Source organism: Parafrankia elaeagni, assembly GCF_000374165.1.
Classification (GTDB): domain Bacteria; phylum Actinomycetota; class Actinomycetes; order Frankiales; family Frankiaceae; genus Parafrankia; species Parafrankia elaeagni.
In genome coordinates this window covers 1-16,482 of sequence record NZ_KB893683.1, presented here as the reverse complement: position 1 = coordinate 16,482, position 16,482 = coordinate 1, and the positions used below count along the sequence as shown (strand labels likewise).

At 69.2% G+C, this 16,482-nt stretch carries 20 protein-coding genes and 2 pseudogenes; 9 read left to right on the top strand and 13 right to left on the bottom strand.

The annotated features are described in order from the left end of the window. Nucleotides 1-68: 68 nt before the first annotated feature. From B207_RS0104520 to B207_RS32525, 7 genes are all read left to right on the top strand, one after another. Nucleotides 69-1,355 (top strand): CpaF family protein, encoded by a 1,287-nt coding sequence (locus B207_RS0104520; RefSeq protein ID WP_018635332.1) that lies wholly within the window; start codon nt 69-71, stop codon nt 1,353-1,355. Beyond that, nucleotides 1,355-2,221, top strand: coding sequence for a type II secretion system F family protein (locus B207_RS0104515; protein WP_018635331.1), 867 nt, complete (start codon nt 1,355-1,357; stop codon nt 2,219-2,221). The genes B207_RS0104520 and B207_RS0104515 overlap by 1 nt, the downstream gene beginning before the upstream one ends. A gap of 31 nt (nt 2,222-2,252) precedes the next feature. Beyond that, entirely contained in the window at nt 2,253-3,329 is a 1,077-nt protein-coding gene (locus B207_RS0104510) for a type II secretion system F family protein (protein WP_018635330.1), read from the top strand. Between the two features lie 143 nt (nt 3,330-3,472). Continuing rightward, nucleotides 3,473-3,709 (top strand): hypothetical protein, encoded by a 237-nt coding sequence (locus B207_RS0104505; RefSeq protein WP_018635329.1) that lies wholly within the window; start codon nt 3,473-3,475, stop codon nt 3,707-3,709. 46 nt (nt 3,710-3,755) lie between these two features. Next, nucleotides 3,756-4,211, top strand: a complete 456-nt coding sequence (locus B207_RS32530) for a TadE/TadG family type IV pilus assembly protein (RefSeq protein ID WP_018635328.1) — start codon at nt 3,756-3,758, stop codon at nt 4,209-4,211. A 128-nt stretch (nt 4,212-4,339) separates the two neighbouring features. Further along, the gene (locus B207_RS0104495) at nt 4,340-4,777 is read left to right on the top strand and encodes a hypothetical protein (RefSeq protein WP_018635327.1); all 438 of its coding nucleotides are present in this window, start codon (nt 4,340-4,342) and stop codon (nt 4,775-4,777) included. A gap of 115 nt (nt 4,778-4,892) precedes the next feature. Beyond that, entirely contained in the window at nt 4,893-5,678 is a 786-nt protein-coding gene (locus B207_RS32525; protein WP_051102384.1) for a tyrosine-type recombinase/integrase, read from the top strand. Nucleotides 5,679-5,975: 297 nt separating this feature from the next. Here the strand turns inward: B207_RS32525 and B207_RS0104485 are convergent, their stop codons facing one another. The 5 genes from B207_RS0104485 to B207_RS0104465 all read right to left on the bottom strand — a co-directional run bounded on the left by B207_RS0104485 (nt 5,976) and on the right by B207_RS0104465 (nt 9,399). Next, nucleotides 5,976-6,332 carry a VOC family protein gene (locus tag B207_RS0104485; RefSeq protein WP_018635326.1) on the bottom strand — a complete coding sequence of 119 codons (357 nt, stop codon included), beginning with the start codon at nt 6,330-6,332 and terminating at the stop codon, nt 5,976-5,978. 65 nt (nt 6,333-6,397) lie between these two features. Further along, the gene (locus tag B207_RS0104480) at nt 6,398-7,267 is read right to left on the bottom strand and encodes a hypothetical protein (RefSeq protein ID WP_018635325.1); all 870 of its coding nucleotides are present in this window, start codon (nt 7,265-7,267) and stop codon (nt 6,398-6,400) included. Next, entirely contained in the window at nt 7,264-8,298 is a 1,035-nt protein-coding gene (locus tag B207_RS32520) for a hypothetical protein (protein ID WP_018635324.1), read from the bottom strand. The genes B207_RS0104480 and B207_RS32520 overlap by 4 nt, the downstream gene beginning before the upstream one ends. A 388-nt stretch (nt 8,299-8,686) precedes the next feature. After that, nucleotides 8,687-9,025: an XRE family transcriptional regulator gene (locus B207_RS0104470; protein WP_018635323.1), complete on the bottom strand. Its 339-nt coding sequence runs from the start codon at nt 9,023-9,025 to the stop codon at nt 8,687-8,689. Further along, nucleotides 9,022-9,399: a type II toxin-antitoxin system RelE/ParE family toxin gene (locus tag B207_RS0104465; RefSeq protein WP_026310666.1), complete on the bottom strand. Its 378-nt coding sequence runs from the start codon at nt 9,397-9,399 to the stop codon at nt 9,022-9,024. The genes B207_RS0104470 and B207_RS0104465 overlap by 4 nt, the downstream gene beginning before the upstream one ends. 707 nt (nt 9,400-10,106) lie before the next feature. On the opposite strand from B207_RS0104465, the gene B207_RS32515 reads away from it, so the two are divergent. Continuing rightward, a complete protein-coding gene (locus B207_RS32515) occupies nt 10,107-10,622 on the top strand; it encodes a PIN domain-containing protein (protein ID WP_230204834.1) in 516 nt (171 codons plus the stop codon). 471 nt (nt 10,623-11,093) lie between these two features. Here the strand turns inward: B207_RS32515 and B207_RS0104455 are convergent, their stop codons facing one another. Both B207_RS0104455 and B207_RS37875 read right to left on the bottom strand, forming a co-directional pair. After that, a complete protein-coding gene (locus B207_RS0104455; protein ID WP_018635321.1) occupies nt 11,094-11,663 on the bottom strand; it encodes a dihydrofolate reductase family protein in 570 nt (189 codons plus the stop codon). Between the two features lie 573 nt (nt 11,664-12,236). Next, complete coding sequence (locus B207_RS37875) at nt 12,237-12,509, bottom strand: type II toxin-antitoxin system Phd/YefM family antitoxin (protein ID WP_018635320.1); 273 nt, start codon at nt 12,507-12,509, stop codon at nt 12,237-12,239. A gap of 222 nt (nt 12,510-12,731) precedes the next feature. On the opposite strand from B207_RS37875, the gene B207_RS0104445 reads away from it, so the two are divergent. Then, a complete protein-coding gene (locus B207_RS0104445) occupies nt 12,732-13,247 on the top strand; it encodes a putative immunity protein (RefSeq protein ID WP_018635319.1) in 516 nt (171 codons plus the stop codon). A gap of 379 nt (nt 13,248-13,626) precedes the next feature. Here B207_RS0104445 and B207_RS0104435 read toward each other — a convergent pair whose 3' ends face one another. The 6 genes and pseudogenes from B207_RS0104435 to B207_RS41070 all read right to left on the bottom strand — a co-directional run bounded on the left by B207_RS0104435 (nt 13,627) and on the right by B207_RS41070 (nt 16,419). Further along, entirely contained in the window at nt 13,627-14,031 is a 405-nt protein-coding gene (locus B207_RS0104435) for a YchJ family protein (protein ID WP_018635317.1), read from the bottom strand. Nucleotides 14,032-14,101: 70 nt separating this feature from the next. After that, nucleotides 14,102-14,272: pseudogene (locus B207_RS0104430) on the bottom strand (dihydrofolate reductase family protein); the annotation flags it as partial. Beyond that, nucleotides 14,212-14,499 (bottom strand): annotated as a pseudogene (locus B207_RS43130) (DUF7507 domain-containing protein); the annotation flags it as partial. The pseudogenes B207_RS43130 and B207_RS0104430, both read right to left, overlap by 61 nt. A gap of 192 nt (nt 14,500-14,691) precedes the next feature. Beyond that, nucleotides 14,692-15,114: a TIM barrel protein gene (locus B207_RS32500; RefSeq protein ID WP_018635314.1), complete on the bottom strand. Its 423-nt coding sequence runs from the start codon at nt 15,112-15,114 to the stop codon at nt 14,692-14,694. A gap of 106 nt (nt 15,115-15,220) precedes the next feature. Next, entirely contained in the window at nt 15,221-16,105 is an 885-nt protein-coding gene (locus B207_RS32495; protein WP_018635313.1) for an IS3 family transposase, read from the bottom strand. Next, a complete protein-coding gene (locus B207_RS41070) occupies nt 16,102-16,419 on the bottom strand; it encodes a transposase (protein WP_018635312.1) in 318 nt (105 codons plus the stop codon). Before B207_RS41070 ends, B207_RS32495 begins: the two co-directional genes overlap by 4 nt. Between the last annotated feature and the right edge of the window lie 63 nt (nt 16,420-16,482).

Sequence of the window (16,482 nt, the reverse complement as noted above, 5' to 3'; positions counted from 1 at the left end):
CTTCGTAGCGGTTGCCCGAAGCGTGTGGAGCGGGCCGCGCAGACATGAGCGAGGAGCGGCGATTTTCGGTGGCGGTGGCACGCGGGAACTGGATGGACGCGACCTCTCTGGTGGAAGGAGAGGTTCGTGAGCTGATCCGTCGTCGATCCCTGGACCCGGTACGGGAACCCGTGCACATTCGTCAGCTCGTGGACGACGTCGTCGCCGACTACGAGGAACGTGCTCTCACCAGTGATCTCCCGCCGGTGGTGGACCGGGATGTGACCGCCCGCACGGTCTATGACGCGGTGGCTGGTTTCGGCCCGCTGCAGCGGCATCTCGACGATCCCTCGGTAGAGGAGATCTGGATCAACGAACCCGGCCGGGTGTTTGTCGCCCGGCACGGCCGCAGCGAGCTGACAACCACGATTCTCACCCACGACCAGGTGCAGGACCTGGTCGAACGCATGCTGAAGTCGTCCGGGCGCCGGGTCGACCTCTCCACCCCGTTTGTTGACGCGATGCTGCCTGACGGCTCCCGACTGCACGTCGTCATCCCCGACGTCACCCGTGTGCACTGGTCGGTGAACATCCGCAAGTTCGTCCTGTCCGCCGGCAGCATGGACGAGCTCGTCTCGCTCGGAACGATCACCCCGCACGCGGCACTTTTCCTGGAGGCCGCGGTCATCTCCGGCCTCAACGTCATCGTCGCCGGCGGTACCCAGGCCGGGAAGACGACGATGCTCAACTGCCTGGGCTCGGCGATTCCCGCCCGCGAGCGGGTGATCAGCGTCGAGGAGGTCTTCGAACTGCGCCTGCGTGCACCCGACTGGGTGGCCATGCAGACCCGTCAGGCGAACCTGGAGGGCTCCGGGGAGATCCGCCTGCGTCGCCTCATCAAGGAGGCGCTGCGGATGCGCCCGGACCGGATCCTCGTCGGCGAGGTGCGTCAGGAGGAGGCTCTCGACCTGCTGATCGCCCTCAACTCCGGGCTGCCCGGCATGTGCAGCCTGCACGCCAACTCGGCCCGCGAGGCGGTCACCAAGCTGTGCACCCTCCCGCTGCTCGCCGGGGAGAACGTCACGCACTCCTTCGTCGTGCCGACGGTCGCCGCCAGTGTGGACATCGTCGTCCACCTCGCCAAGGAGGCCGACGGCCGGCGGCGGGTCACCGAGATCGTCGGGCTCTCGGGGCGGGCCGAGGGCGACATCGTCGAGGTCGCCCAGATCTTCTCCAGCCGCGGCGCCATGCTGCTGCGCGCCGACGGCTACCCGCCTCACCCCGATCGGTTCCTGCGCGCCGGCTACGACCTGCCCGCCCTGCTCAGCGCACCCGCCCACGAGCGGGGCCACCCGCAGATCGCTGTTGAGCGCTGATGGGCATCCTGCTCGGTCTCGTCCTCGGCCTCGGCCTGTTCCTGATCGTGATGAGCGGACGTCCACGCGCACGCGGCGCGGCGGCTCGCACCGAGGCCGGCTGGGCCCGGGACCTGCGCGAGACGCTGGCCCAGGCGGGCATCCGCGGTGTCAGCCCACAGCAGTTCGTGCTGATCAGCGTCGCGCTGGGGCTGGTGGTCGGCCTGGTCATCCTGGCCTTCTCCGGCACGTTCTCCCTCGCCGGGGCCTTCGCGGTGTTCGCCTCGTTCCTGCCCCGCCAGCTCGTGCTGCGCCGCCGCCGCTCCCGCATGCACGACCTGCGCGAGGTCTGGCCGGACGTCGTCGACAACCTCGCCAGCGCCGTGCGCGCCGGCCTGTCGCTGCCGGAGGCGCTCGCCGCGGTCGGTGTGCGCGGCCCGGTGCCGCTGCGCCCCGCGTTCACCCGTTTCGGCGAGGACTACCGCGCCACCGGATCGTTCACCACCTGCCTCGACCGCCTCGCCGACGAGCTGGCCGACCCCGTCGCGGACCGGATCATCGAATCGCTGCGGATGGCCCGCGAGGTCGGCGGCACCGACCTCGGCCGGCTGCTGCGCACCCTGTCGACCTTCCTGCGGGAGGAGGCGCGCACCCGCGCCGAGCTGGAGACCCGCCAGACCTGGACGGTGAACGCCGCCCGGCTCGCCATGGCCGCGCCGTGGATCGTCCTGCTGCTGCTCGCCAGCCGCGGCGAGAACATCCGGGCCTATGACAGCCCGACCGGGGTCGCCGTCCTCGCCGGCGGGGCCGGCGTGTCCGTCCTGGCCTACCTGCTGATGAAACGGATCGGGCGGCTGCCCGAGGAGGAACGGGTGCTGCGCCGATGACACACACCCCGCACACCGAACGAGGCCGGCCGTGAGCGCGGCGGCGACCGGCGCGCTGCTCGGCCTCATCCTGGGGACCGGCCTGGTCATCGTGATCTACCGGTCGCCCCCCGCGCGCCGGGTGCGGCTCGCCGACCGGATCGACCCCTACCTGCGCGACACACCGTCCCCGTCACGGCTGCTCATGGAGACTCCGCGCCGCCGGGACGGCGACGCCCCGAGCGGGGCCGGACCGGGCGCCGGGTCCGCGGCAGGGGCAGGGGCCGCATCCGGCGAGAACGCGGAGCATTCCCACCGCGCCCGTGCCCACGCCCGAGGGACGGCGGCGGCGTCCCGCCTGGGCCTCGGAACGGTCGAGGCGCTCGCCCGCCCGTTCCTCCACGACGCCGCGGCGCGCCTCGACCGCTTCCTCGGCGGCCGGGCGGCACTCACCCGCCGGCTCGTCCAGGCCGGCAGCCGCACCTCGATCGAGGAGTTCCGGGCCCAGCAGGTGATCTGCGCGGTGACCGGCGCGCTGCTCGGCGCCCTCGTCCTGGCCGCGCGCACCCTGCTCGGCATCGGCCCGCCGGCGCTCGTCGGCGTCGCGCTCGTCGTCGCCGGCACCGCCGGCGGCACCCTGGCCAGGGACTGGTGGCTCAGCCGCGCGATCCGCGAGCGCGAGGACCGGATGCTCATGGAGTTCCCCACCGTCGCCGAACTGCTCGCCCTCGCCGTCACCGCCGGTGAGTCGGCGATCGGCGCGTTGGAACGGGTCAGCCGTCTCACCCGCGGCGAGCTCGGCACCGAACTGCGCCTCGCGCTCGCCGACGCCCACGCCGGCGCCACCCTCGTCCAGGCACTCGAAGGCATCGCCACCCGCACCCCGCTGCCGCCGCTCACCCGCTTCGTCGACGGCATGGCCGTCGCCATCGAACGCGGCACCCCGCTGGCGGACGTCCTACGTGCCCAGGCGGTGGACGTCCGTGAGGCGGGGAAGCGCCAGCTGCTGGAAGCCGGCGGGCGCAAGGAGATCGCGATGATGATCCCGGTCGTCTTCCTCATTCTCCCGACGACGGTGATCTTCGCCTTCTACCCGGCGCTCGTCAGCTTCACGGTGATCGCCCAATGACATCCGCACAGAGCCTCGGTGACGTCCACCGGGGCCCCGGCGAGGTCCACGGGGCAGCCAGGCTCGCTCGGGCGGCGGCCCGCGCGGAAGACGGTGCGCACGCGGTGAGGCGCCGCGGCACCGGATCAACATCGGGAGGGGACATGAGAAGGTTCAGCGGAAGGCCAGGCCAGGCCGTCTCACAGGCGGCGGCACGATGGTCCGCCTGGCAGGCACGCCGGGTCGCGGCCGGCTCGGACCGCGGCGACGTGCCCGGCTGGGTGATGGTGACGGTGATGACCGCCGCCCTGGTGGTCGCGATCGCCACCCTCGCCACGCCTGCGCTGCAGTCACTGTTCACCTCGGCCATCGAGCAGGTGACCGGCATCGGCGGCGACTGACCGGGCCGTGCGCGGACGCCGCAGAACTCCTCGCATGCCTCCTCGCATGCCTCCACCGGACACGGGCGACGGCGACGGCGACGGCGACGCTCAGGCGGACGCCGGATCTCCCTGCGCGCAGGACGGCGCGGACAACGGTTCGGCGATCGTCGAGTTCGTCCTCGTCGGGACCCTGCTGCTGATCGTCATCCTGGGCGTCATCCAGGTGGGCCTGGTCCTGCACGTGCGCAACACCCTGGCCGCGGACGCCGCCGAGGGTGCCCGGCATGCCGCGAACGTGGACGTGCCCGCTGTGGAGGGCGGCACCTACGCCCAGCAGCTCATCGCCGAGTCGCTGCCCGGACGCTCCGACACCGTCTGCACCGGGCAGGAGGAGGAAGGGCCCGGAGACATCCCGCTGGTCCGGGTGACCTGCACCGTGGTCGTCCCGCTCAGCCTCGTCCCGCTCGGTGACGGCGTGACCCTGACGGTGACCGGCCACGCCGTGAAGGAGACCCCGTGACCCCACGGCTGGGACGTCTCGCCCGACCGGCCCGCCTCCTCCGCCAGATCCCGCGCGCGGGCAGGCTTACGAGACGCGCCCTGTCCGGTCGGGGCGCGAGGGCAGGAGACGCGGATCGCGGCTCCGCGATGATCGAGTTCGTGGGCCTGTCGCTGGTTCTCCTGGTCCCGTTCGTCTACCTCTTCCTTGCAGTTTTCGCTGTGCAACGGGCCGCCTTCGGCGCGACCCAGGCCGCACGCGAAGCCGGCCGCGCCTATGCCACCGCCCCGAGCGAATCCGCCGGCCTCGAACGCGCCCGGCTCGCCGCCCAGCTCGCCTTCGCCGACCAGGGCATCCACTCGGCGCCCGAGATCAGGTTCGCCCCGGAGGACGCCGACTGCGGCGCCGGCAGCCCCGGTGACGGCGCCGCCACCCTCGAACCGGGCGCCCGCTTCGTCATCTGCGTCCGAGCCCTCGTCGCCCTGCCCGGCGTCGGCGCCATCGCCGGCAGCCTCGCCGACGTCACCGTGAACGGCCAGTTCACGGTGGTCATCGACGCCTACAGAGAAGATCGTTCGGGCCTCTGACCTGCGGTTTTGCTGCAAAGAAGATCAAATATCTTGTTGTATCGCGCTCCTGCAACGGTAAACCGGTGTCCGTGGCTACCGCCGACGGACCCTGGCGCCGCTCATTCGATCTTGGTTGCGAAGCCTGCGGGCCGCTGCCAAACCCGAGACGACGATCAAGCAGTACCGGATCGCCGTCACCGCGCTCGACCAGTTCCTGGCCGAGCGCCAGACCGAGGATCTCGACGTGCGCGGGCTGCGGAGTGCGACCGTCGACTGGCTTGTCAAGCTGAACGGCGCGGGCTACGCCCCGGCGACCGTCGCCGTCCGCTTCGCCGCGTGCTCCCGGTTCTTCGCCTGGTGCGTCGCGGAGGAGGAGCTGCCGGGGAACCCGATGGCGGGGCTGGAACGGCCCAGCGTCCCCGAGAAGCCGGTGCAGGTGCCCGCGGCGGATACGGTCACCGCTCTGCTCAAGGCCAGGGCTGGACGGGATTTCCGCTCGCGGCGCGACCATGCTCTCATCCGGCTCCTGGCGGACACCGGGATGCGCCGTGGCGAGTGCGCGGCACTCAAGGTCGCCGAGATCGACCTGGATTCGCAGGTCGCGTACATCACCGGCAAGGGCAACCGGCCGCGGGTCTGCCCGTTCGGCGCCAAGGCCGCCCAGGCTCTCGACCGGTATCTGCGGGCCCGGTCTCGCCACAAGGGCGCGCGTCTCGATGATCTGTGGCTCACCGAGCAGCGTGCGTCCGGCCTGTCGGACCAGATGAGATCGGGGTCATGGTCCGGGACCGCGCCGCCGCTCTCGGCTTCGAGCTGCACCCGCACCAGCTGCGCCACCTGTTCGCGCACACCTGGAAGGCCGAGGGTGGCAACGAGGACGACCTCATGCGGCTCGGCGGGTGGCGCTCCCACATGGTGATGCGCCGCTACGGCTCTGCCCTGGCGGACGAGCGTGCTCGCGAGGCGCACCGCAGGATGAGCCTGGGAGATCGTTTCTAGCGAGCTGGCCGCGCGCTGTCAGCCATCGTGGTGGCGCAACGTAATCGTCAACCGGGCAGGGAGGGGTGCTTACGTAAGCGGCCTCCCGTCCCCAGAGCCCGAATCCCCGAAAATCACACTGCGCCGGTCCCTTCCGGATCACGTGGCCGCGTGATTTGTGTACTGCAGTGGTGGTCGCTCTGGGTAACGGGCGTGGGTTCGACCTGGCTGATCGGTATCACGGTCCTTCGAGACCGATGATGGTTCCGAAGGGGTCGACGAGCTGGCAGATTCGTCGTCCTTCGGTGACGGTGAGCGGTCCGCGGTGGTGCCGGCAGCCGGCGTCGAGGAGCCGTCCGCGGACGGCGTCGAGGTCGGTGACAGACCAGTAGATGACGGGGGATCCGCCGCGTGGGTTGCGGTCGTCGTCGGCCTGGTGGAATCCGAGTTCGACGCCGGACACGTCCAGCCAGGCGTAGACGGAGTCGCCGTCGACGTCGAGGTGCACCGGGGCGTCGAGGACGCCGGCCCACCAGCGTGCGGACTTCTCGGGATCATCGGCGAAGGTCATGACGGTGGTGGGCGGTCCGAACACGGGAGTGCCTCTCCGCGGGGGCGATGATCTGGAGAGGCTATCCAGCCGCTGTGGTCTGCGGTGGGTCACCGGTCGAGGCCGTGCAGCGATTCCAGGCCGGTGGCCGCGGCGAACCACCTCAGCGCGGCGAGCAGATCCCGATCCGTCCAACGTGCCCCGAGCTGGCGCAGGTGGTGGACGTAGCGGGCCCGTACCCATGGCCCTGACCGTGGATGGCCGATCTCGCCGGCCAGGTAGGCGAGAGTCACCACGTCCGGCAGCCCGGTCACGTCCGGACGCAGGGTCTCGACGTCGACGAGTGCGAGTCCGCCGTCTCCCCGCGGACGGACGTGATCGCCGTTCAGGTCCAGGTTGCCCAGGGGCACATGCGCCGGGCCGTGCGCGGCCTCGACGAGGCGCAGCATCTCCCGCCATGCCCCCGTGTCGTCCACCCACGCGGGGTTCGCGACTGCGGTCCCGTCGATCCGCCAGGTCGCCATGGGTTCCCGCAGTGGGGACGGCCATCGCGCGGAGGCGGTGTGCACCCGTGCCACCAGGGTGATCAGGTCGTCGAAGGTGTCCCGGTCGGTCAGATCCGCGGTGTGGGGCAGGTAGTCCACGAGCAGGGTGCGGGACGTGTCGCAGCTTGCGCGCAGGGCGGGGAGTACCTGGTCGGCCGTGAGAAGGTCGTAGGCGAGCCGTTCGCCGAGGTATGCAGCCGTGTCGGCGTGCCGTTTCAGGACCGCCAGCGGTGGGCTGCCCACGGTGAACACCGCGGACCGGTACCGCGCGGTCAGGCACCGCACCGGCCCGTCTGCCCGGGGGTAGCGGTGCTGGAGGATCGCGGCGGCCTCCGCCGCCGCAAGGGCCTGGTCTGTGGTGAGCGGGTCGGCCAGCCACCCGTCCGGCCGGGTCCGGGCCGCACCGGCGAGTGGTCCGACCGCGACGGCGCTCATCGGATGCTCGCGGGCGCCGGGTCGAGGCGGGCGAGGCTTTCGGCATAGCAGCGTGCGGCCAGGTCCGGGCGCTGGTGCTCCCCGTACACGGCGAACAGGGCGTACACCGGGGAGTCGAGGCGCTCGCCGACGTGCCAGCCCTGGTAGGAGCCGCCGACGATGTCCCAGATCTGCACGTGTCCGGTGAGGAGCGCGACGAGATCCTGGTAGAAGACCTCGATGCCGAACGGGTAGCGGGCCATGGCTTCGTCGCGGCTGGTCGTGGCAACCGGCACGAACACGGGGCCGGTGATGTCCCACGCGAACGACAGGGTCTGTCCCGGCTCGCCGGGCGGGGCCAGCAGCCGCAGCACGAGCCGCTGCCCGTCGAGCGGGCCAGCCAGATAGTCGTGCAGGGCGCAGGCGAGAGCGCCGGTGCGAGTCGCGATCAGCTGCCGGGCCAGCCGCGGTAGTTCGCTGTCGACGAGCCGTTCGGCTACCGCCCACGAGTCGGGGCCGAGCATCGGTGCGACAGGGGTCGGATCGACCGGCCACGGGTCGGTGACGAAGGCGTCGAGTGCGTCTCGCCCGGTCTGTTCGGCGGCGGTGTCGAGGGTGACCCAGTCGGCGGTGCCGGTGGTGACGGGTCCCTGCGCGGGGAGGATGAGCTGGTTGCCGGGGCGGGGTCCGTGGACGCGGAAGAGGTGTTGCAGCGCGTTCGCATGCTCGGCGAGCGTCCGATGGTCGGCGTAGAGGAACGGGCCGTGAGGGCTGCGGGGTGCGGTGAACCCGTTCCCGCACAGCGCGACCTCGCCGACGCCGTCGAGCGGTTCCAGATAGTCGATCAACAGGGTGTGCAGGGCCTGAATGCCGGTGGCGCGGTTGCGGGGCCGGTCGAGCCCGGGGAGAAGGTTGACGTCCGCGCCGAGAGCGCCGAAAGGCACGGACTGGGTGTTGTTGGAGACGATCGCCAGGTACGGCGCCGGCATCTGCCCGGCGTGCACCTGTTCCAGGTAAAGGTCGGACACGTCGGCGTCGACACCGATGAACACAATCCGGGCGGACCCGGCCGCGCGGATAACCGGCTGGACTACCCGGGATTCCCAGATCCCGACGCGGCCGTGCCACGTCTTAGGGAGATTTTTTACGCCACGGTAAACTGGCGTGGTTTCGTTCACGCCAGACGTGCGTCTTCGCAGGTCAGCACAGCGAAGAACGTCGATTGAACGGCCAGTTCACCATGGTCCTCGATGCCTATCGTGCCGACAGACGAGAGACCCAGTAGTGCCAGTGATTCCTGGCGTTCACGGTGTTAAGCGGGATCAAGCGGTTTTGCGCCGTCCAGCGGGCTTCTTGTGGATTATGATCATGATTGGTGCTGCCAACAAACGGGCCCTGCCGTGGCCGGCTGGCGGCAGGGCCCCGTCGGGCGGGTGGCAGTCAGGCGACGGTGTAGCTCGAGTCGTCGAACTCGGCGGTGACCTTCAGTTTCCCGCCGAGGGCCTCGACGTAGGCGCGCAGAACTGACACGGAGACCACGTCGAGCTTGCCCCGTTCCACATCCGAGACGCGGGGGCCGGAGACGCCCATCGTCGCGGCGACTTCACGTTGGGTCAGGGTACGGCTGCGCCGCACCTCGGCCAGCCGGTAGGCGTGGATCTCGTCGTCGAGGCGGCGCTGCCCTGCCTCGCGGTCGGCGTCGCTGCGGAGCGGGTGGCCCGCGGCGGTCCGTGCCTGCTCGGCTTGGCGCTTGACGTCTTCCCATCTCAGTGCTGTCACCGGTATTCCCTCCCGTCGAGTTCGGCCAGATGGAGGTCATAGCGTTCGTCGGCCTGGGGTATGGCTGTCTCGTACCAACGCTGCCAGTCGCCGGATTTGTCCCCGGCTACCACCAGCACCGCCCGGCGGACCGGGTCGAACGCGAACAGGATCCGGATCTCGCTCCGGCCCGTCGAAGCCGGCCGCAGCTCCTTCATGTTGTGGTGGCGCGAACCCTTGATCCGGTCCACCAGCGGCCGACCGAGCGTCGGGCCTGTAGCCGCAAGCCGATCGATCGCGTCTTCAACGAGGTCGGCCGAGCGGGGGTCGTTCTTGGTCAGGTCAACGAACCATGCGGCGACATCGTCGACCAAGAGCACTTCCCAGCGCGACACTGCAACAGCTTAACCCAGAAGTTAAGTAGGAGCTCACTGATCCCAGGACGGCGAGGTAGATCACTAGCCCCAGCTCTCCCCCCTCCACCTGGGGACTGGCTCCGCTCGGAGGTGGAGCGGAGCGTCCAGGATCGCTCGCCCCGTCGACATGCGCGCTGCCCCGAGGGCGGTCCCCGGCGGCTGTCGCGACGATCACGGGTAGTGATCGTCGGTCGCGACGGGGTGCCGGGCGTACGGTCGCGAGCTCGGGTCGAGGGCCGGGCGGTGCCGCTTTTCTCGTCTTCGTCCTGTCGCGGGACAGCCTGCGGGTAGAAGATCGATTACGTGGCGATGGGAAGATCGACTGCGCCACGGTAAACTGGCGCACTTCCGCTCACGCCCGACCAGTCTCTTCGCAGCTCAGCACAGCGGAGAACGTCAAATGAACGGCCAGTTCACCGTGGTCGTCGATGCTTACCGCGCCGACCGGTCAGGTGTCTGACCAGTGGCGGTGCCGCTTTGATGGCCTGCGGTACCGTGGCATAGCGCTCGAACCGGCGGGGTCACCGGCATAGGTGCGACCTCGCGGAGGTGGGGTCTGGTGAGAGCCTCGCCGGCGCTGGCGTCGGCCGTCCAGGCCGCAGGTGCGGCGCGTGTCTGTCCGGGCACAGGTCTTGCGGATATTGCGTTTGTTGCGGCTGACCCAGGAACTGGGGCTGTACTGACCGATGGCCTTCACGGTGGTCTATGACGCCAACGTGCTCTACCCGAACACGTTGCGCGATCTGCTGATCCGGATCGCGCAGTCAGGCCTGATCCAGGCGAAGTGGACCAATGAGATCCTCGACGAGATGCTCACCGCGATCAGGCGAAACAGGCCGGAGATCTCGGTTGAGAAGCGTGACCGCCTCCGCGGCCTCATGAACGCATCCGTTCGGGATGTCCTGGTGTCCGGCTATGAGCCGCTGATCGACGGACTGAAGCTTCCCGACCCTGATGACCGGCACGTGCTGGCTGCCGCGGTCAAGGCTGGCGCGCAGGTTATCGTCACCCGGAACCTGAAGGATTTTCCGGCTGCCGATCTGGAACCGTGGGCCCGTGGAGGCGCAGTCGCCCGATGCCTTCGTGCTGGACCAGCTGAGCATCAGAGGACAGGCGGTGGTGGCAGCGATCCAACAGATCGCGGGCTCCCGCACGAAGCCGCCGGAGTCCGTCGACGACGTCCTGCGGCAACTCGAACGTAGCGGACTCGTGGAATCGATATCGGCGTTTCGCGCTCTGTAGCCGTGTCGGTGCTGGTGCCCGCGTGCTTGACCTGCGGATCGGTGACGACGGGCGGAGGGCCCGGCCGGCCCCGCGGCGGCGGGCCTTGCGCCGACGGGGCGACGATGGCGAACTCGACGCGACCGCCCTGATAGTCGACCCCTGCCATCCGGCTCAGAGACAGCACCGAGGGAAGATCGACTGCACCACGGTAAACTGGCGCACTTTCGTTCGCGCCGGATCAGCATCTTCGCAGCTGAGCACAGCGATAACGTGAAATGAACGGCCAGTTCGCCGTGGTCATCGACGCCTACCGCGCCGATCGTTCGGCCGCCTGAAGAGACTGGCGTACGTCGGTCGGGTCCACGCCGGGGCATCCGGTGCCGCTTCGGTCAACGACCTCGGCTTTGCGGCGGAGTCGCCAGGCCCGCGTGCCCAGGGGCAGCCGACCTTCAGGCCGAGACTCGACCGGGCTGGTACCGCAGGGCGACCGCTCCCGACCGGAACTCCTGGCGCTCCACGAGCTTCAGCTCGAGCCGTTCGCTCAGGCCGGCGAACAACGTCGGTCCGTGGCCCGCCACGATGGGTTGTACGACGAACTCGTACTCGTCGATCAGTCCCAGCTCCGCCAGGGCCAGCGGGAGGGTCACGCCTCCCACGAACAGACCTCTGCCAGGCTCCCGCTTGAGCTGCGCAACGGCTTTCCCCAGGTCACCCTGCACGAGCTCCGCGTTCCAGTCGACCCGGTCCAGGGTGCCCGACACGACGTACTTCTTTGCCTTGTCGATCGTCCGGGCGAAGGGGATCATCCAGTCGGCCATCCAGTCGGGCCATGTTCCCGTCGCCGGCTGCCGCCATGCCGCCTCCATCATCTCGTAGGTCACCCGGCCGAAGAGAAGGGAATCGGCTCGTTCCAGGCTGGCAGCCCAGTAGCGATGCGACTCGTCGTCCGGGGTCATCCCTACCCGGTGGTCGCAGCAGCCGTCGAGGGTGACGTTGATCGAATATCGGAGCGGTCGCATAGGTTGCTCTTCCTCGCTGCGGTCGCAGGTACCTGGCGGACGGTAGTCAGACCGCCGCCGCCGCCATTTCTCATCGGTTCCCGTGCGGACCTGCTGGGAGGGCGCGAGAATCGCGCACCCGTGCTACCGATGGACCGGCGCTCCGTCCCGTGTGTGCCGGTCGAGGGCAGCAAGTGAGCGTCCCCTCGCCCCGGCCTGCTCAGGATCGGTCGCCTCCGTCGATCTGAGCGTCTCGCCTACGGCCCCCGGAACGGCCACGGCCCGCCGGTGGTGGCCGGCGGGCCGATGGTCCCGCCCGGGTGTGCGGATATCGCCGGCTTCCGCCCCGGACGGAGGGCCACCCCCGGCGCCGAGGTGACGCCAGCGGCACCGGGGGCAACGTCTCTGGGCCGCCGGTCCCGGGGTGGGGCAGCGAGGCCGGCGGTCGAGGCGGGGCGCCGTCAGCCACACAGTTGCCGACTCCGGGAGGGCCCGGCGGCACCCCGACTTCGATTACTGCCCCGGGGCGGGCCGGTCAAACCCCCATCCCGGGAACATCCCCAGCCGGTATCCGAACGGCGCCCTACTGCGGTCTCAGCGGCTCGTCCGGGGCCCTGGTACCTCCACCGGTGCGTGTCCCGGAGTTGCTGGCGCGGCAGTGGAGTCCAGGGACGTGGTGTACGGATCGTGATCGTCCTCGGCGATCTCCTCTGCCGTCACGACCTCGCCGCGGGCAAGCTCGGCGGCCATGAGCACGACGAAGTCGCGGCCGTTGCGGGTGATGTGCACGCGCTCGTGCGTCCGGTCGACCTCGTCGGCGATCTCGGACAGCCGGGCTTTCACGTCGGACAGCGGCAGCGTCTGCATAGACCAGGATTCCAGTCTGTATCTGGATGGCGTTGGCCCATCGGAAGCGGGCGGGCGATGCTCTCTGATCCACACCTCGACGTCGTCCACGGCCCAGAGGTGGGCGTGGCTGTGGCGGACCTGCCTTCCGGGGTCCGTGCGGGTTGGCCGGCTGCGGAGCGCAACGTCATGAGATCCGACCTGGCGGTGAGGACTGGTCCAACATCGCCTTATGGTCGAACCGTGATCCTGCCCAAGGAGCGTGACCCCCGCTTCATCACCATCCGACGTGGTGGGACGCTCACGGACTCCGACCATCGGCTTCTCGCGCTGTGGGCGGCCGTGTGCGCGGAGCACGTTCTGCACCTCTTCGAGTCCGCGCAGCCCTCGGACTCCCGGCCTCGTCAAGCGATCGAGCAGATTCGGGCCTGGGCTCGCGGCGAGATCAGAATGTCGCAGTCCCGCGCGGCGGGCGGCCATGCCATGGCTGCGGCGAGAGTGCGCAGCGGAGCGGCTCGTCACGCGGCGTTTGCCGCCGGCCAGGCCGCGGTCGTGGCACACGTCGCCGCACACGAGCTGGGTGCCGCGGCCTACGCGATCAAGGCGGCGCGTGCGGCGGCCCCCGCAGGCGGGGAGCGGAGCGCCGGACGGCTCGAGTGCTGTTGGCAGCGAGAACAGCTCCCGGACGCGATTCGCGAACTCGTCCTGGACGACCAGCGGCTGCGCAACGAGATCTGCTGGTCGGTCTTCGACTGTTGACGCCGCCGCGCCAGTGGTGACCGTCCGCGTGGTCTGTGGCTCGGAAGACGACGCGGAAGGTTCCGCGGAGGGCTGTGCTGACGGTCGAGTTGAAGGTCGGGCCGACGGGCGTCCGTGGCCACCGTTGGTGGACGAGGCGGTGGTCTGGACTCACCGACGCATCGATACGTCCAGGCTCCGCAACAGCTCTCCCGTACGGCCGCCACCACTCGGGGCGTTCGGGTAGCGGGTCAGGACGCTCACCACGATGGGGCTCGCCAGAGCTCGTGCCGTCTCGATGTACTGAGCGCCGACGTTGCGGTCGTCGCCGGCATCGAGCTCGACTGCTCGTGCCGCATGGGCGGCCGATCCGAGGATGTGCCTGACCTGGGTGGCCTTATCACCGGTCGCGGACCAGCGGTCCCGTCCCGGCATCCACATAGAGCCAGCAGCCGTCGATCCGCGTGAACGTGCTGCGTTCGTGCTGCACGTGACGCTCGCCGTCCGCCGAGCGCGCGATCGCGCGGAACTCCACGACACCGGTGTCGTCGCCGGGGCCGCCGTTCACGGTGTCGACGATCTGCAGGGCGCGCCAGGTCATCCCGGCGTCCAGGTCCAGGCGACGGGGGCGTGTTGAGGGATGCCAGGTGCGCAGCAGGTACGGCGCCAGGCCGCGGGCGAAGGCGCTGTAGCGGGATCGCATGAGCAGCTCGGCGGTCGGTGCCGGGTTCCCGAGATGGAAAGGCTCGCAGCACTGCGCATACTCCCGGCGGGAGCCGCATGGGCACTGGTCGACGACGCTCATGCGGCCGTCCGGACGGGCGCCGTCATCTTGGTCATGAGGGACCTCGTTCCCGTCGCCGGTTGCCGCCATGCCGCCATGCCGCCTCCATCATCTCGTAGGTCACCCGGCCGAAGAGAAGGGAATCGGCTCGTTCCAGGCTGGCGGCCCAGTAGCGATGCGACTCGTCGTCCGGGGTCATCCCTACCCGGTGGTCGCAGCAGCCGTCGAGGGTGACGCTGATCGAGTATCGGAGCGGTCGCACGGATTCCTCTTCCTAGCCGTGGTCGCAGGCATTTGGCGGACGGTAATCAGACCGCCGCCGCCGCTGAAGAACACTTCGGCTGGGGCTGTCGCGGTCACCGGCGGGCCGGTGGTTTGGTTCGCGAAGACGATCGCGGTGTTGCTGATCCTGCCGGTCGCCACATCGGCCAGCGTGGTCGTGTACTGGGCCGGGCAGTTCATCGTCCCGCCTGCCCGGCAACGTGGTCGCCGGGCAGGTGACCGGTCCGATTCGGTCGTCGACCAGAAACGCGCCTGTCACCAGATCTAAGGTGTAGTTTATCGCCTCCCCTGGGTCGGTGAAATGCAACTGGTCGGGTACTTCTCTGAAAGAAATGTGCTCATCCTGGGCTGCGGCAGCCGAGGCGGCCGAGAGGGTCGTACCAAGTGGCAGCACCGCCCTCAGGGCTCTGGCTGCGACCCGGACTGGGACTTGTGTGCACCGTCTTCGTCGATCTTGTCGTGTGATGGGGGTCGTGTTGCTGACAGGGTGGCCTTCAGTGCGATTCGAGCCGCGTCCACGGGCGGGCCGGGATGCCGGTAACCGAAAACCTCCGGAGTGACCGGGCCACTGTAGTCGACCGACCTCAGCGCCCCGAAGAAGGCGTGAAGATCAATCACGCCGTGGCCGGGTAGAAGCCGTTGGTCGTCGCGGACGTCTGCTGGGTGAAGGTGTGCCGAGTCCGCGACGTCGACGAGCAGGATGTGACGTCCGGCCGCCAGTATTTCCGCCGTCCCGGCGACGGCGTGATGCCAGTGCCAGGAGTCGAGTAGCAGGCCGACGTTGTCTCCGCAGGAAATCGCGAACGACAGAGTGTCGTCCATTCTCCACAGGAACTCGTGGGGTAACTGGTCAGGTAACGCTTTGATCTTGGGTTAGCTGGTTGCGGGCATCCAGGGGTGGAGTGTTTCCGCTTTTTTGGACGCCCGTTTAGGCTGCCAGTTGACTGATGTTCCTGTAGCCTATCTCGTATTCCTTGGGCGTCAAGTATTCCAGCGTCGAATGGCGTCGCGTTGTGTTGAAGTAGTTTTCGATCCAGTCCGCGGTCTCTTTCTTCAGGTCGGCGAGTGACGGCCAGGGGCGGGTGTGGACGAGTTCCTTCTTGTAGGTTGCGAAGAAGGATTCCGAGACGGCGTTGTCGTAGCAGATTCCCGTGCGTCCGAGCGATCGGCGGATCTCGTTCTTCTTGCAGTAGGCGTTGAATTCCTGCGAGGTGTACTGGGTTCCGCGGTCGCTGTGGAAGATCACTCCTGCTGGTGGTTGGCGTCGGGTGAGTGCGTTGTCGAGCGCGTCGGTGATGAGGCTGGTTCTCATGTGGTCGGCGGTGGCCCAGCCGACGACGGCGCGGGAGTAGAGGTCGATCACGGTGGCGACGTAGGCCCAGCCGTCCCAGGTCCTGACGTAGGTGATGTCGCCGCACCAGCGGGTGTCGGGTGCGGTGGCGGTGAAGTCGCGGGAGATCAGGTCGGGTGCGGGGACGGGCTGGTCGCCGGCGACGGTGGTGCGTTTCCAGGCCTTGGGGTGGCGTCCTTGCAGGCCAGCGGCCTGCATGAGGCGCCAGACCCGCTTGTGGGAGAGCTGGTGGCCGGCGGCGGCCAGGCCGGCGCGGATCCGGCGGACGCCGGGATTGCCGCGTCCGTCGGCGTGGATCTTCCTGATCAGGGTGGTGTAGGTGGTGTCGTCGAGGGAACGCTGGCTGGGCACGGCCCGGGACCAGGCGTAGTAGCCGGAGCGGGACACGTCGAGTTCGGCGCACATGAACGCGACGGGGAACTCACCGGAGGCAGCCCAGTCCGCGATGGCAGCGAACTTCACTGCTTTCCCTTCGCGAACCAGGTCGCTACTTTTTTTGCGAACTCGACCTGCATCTGCAGCTCGTTGATGGTGGAGTTCGCGTCTTTGACTTCGCCGCGTAGGCGGACGAGTTCAGCGCGTTCGGACTCGTCCAGGGGGGCGTCCGGCGACGACGGCTCGGCCTCTTCCTTCGCTTTCTTCACCCATTTTCCCAACGTCATCTCGTGGACGCCGATGTTCCGGGCGACCTCGACGACCGGACGGCCGCCGTCGATGACGAAAGCTACCGCTTGTTCTTTGTACTCCTCGGTAAATCTACGGCGTGTCGCACCCATGTCCAGCTCTCCCGACGGATCGGGCAGCTACGTCGGGCGTCCACCGAAGCGGGTACGGTCCAG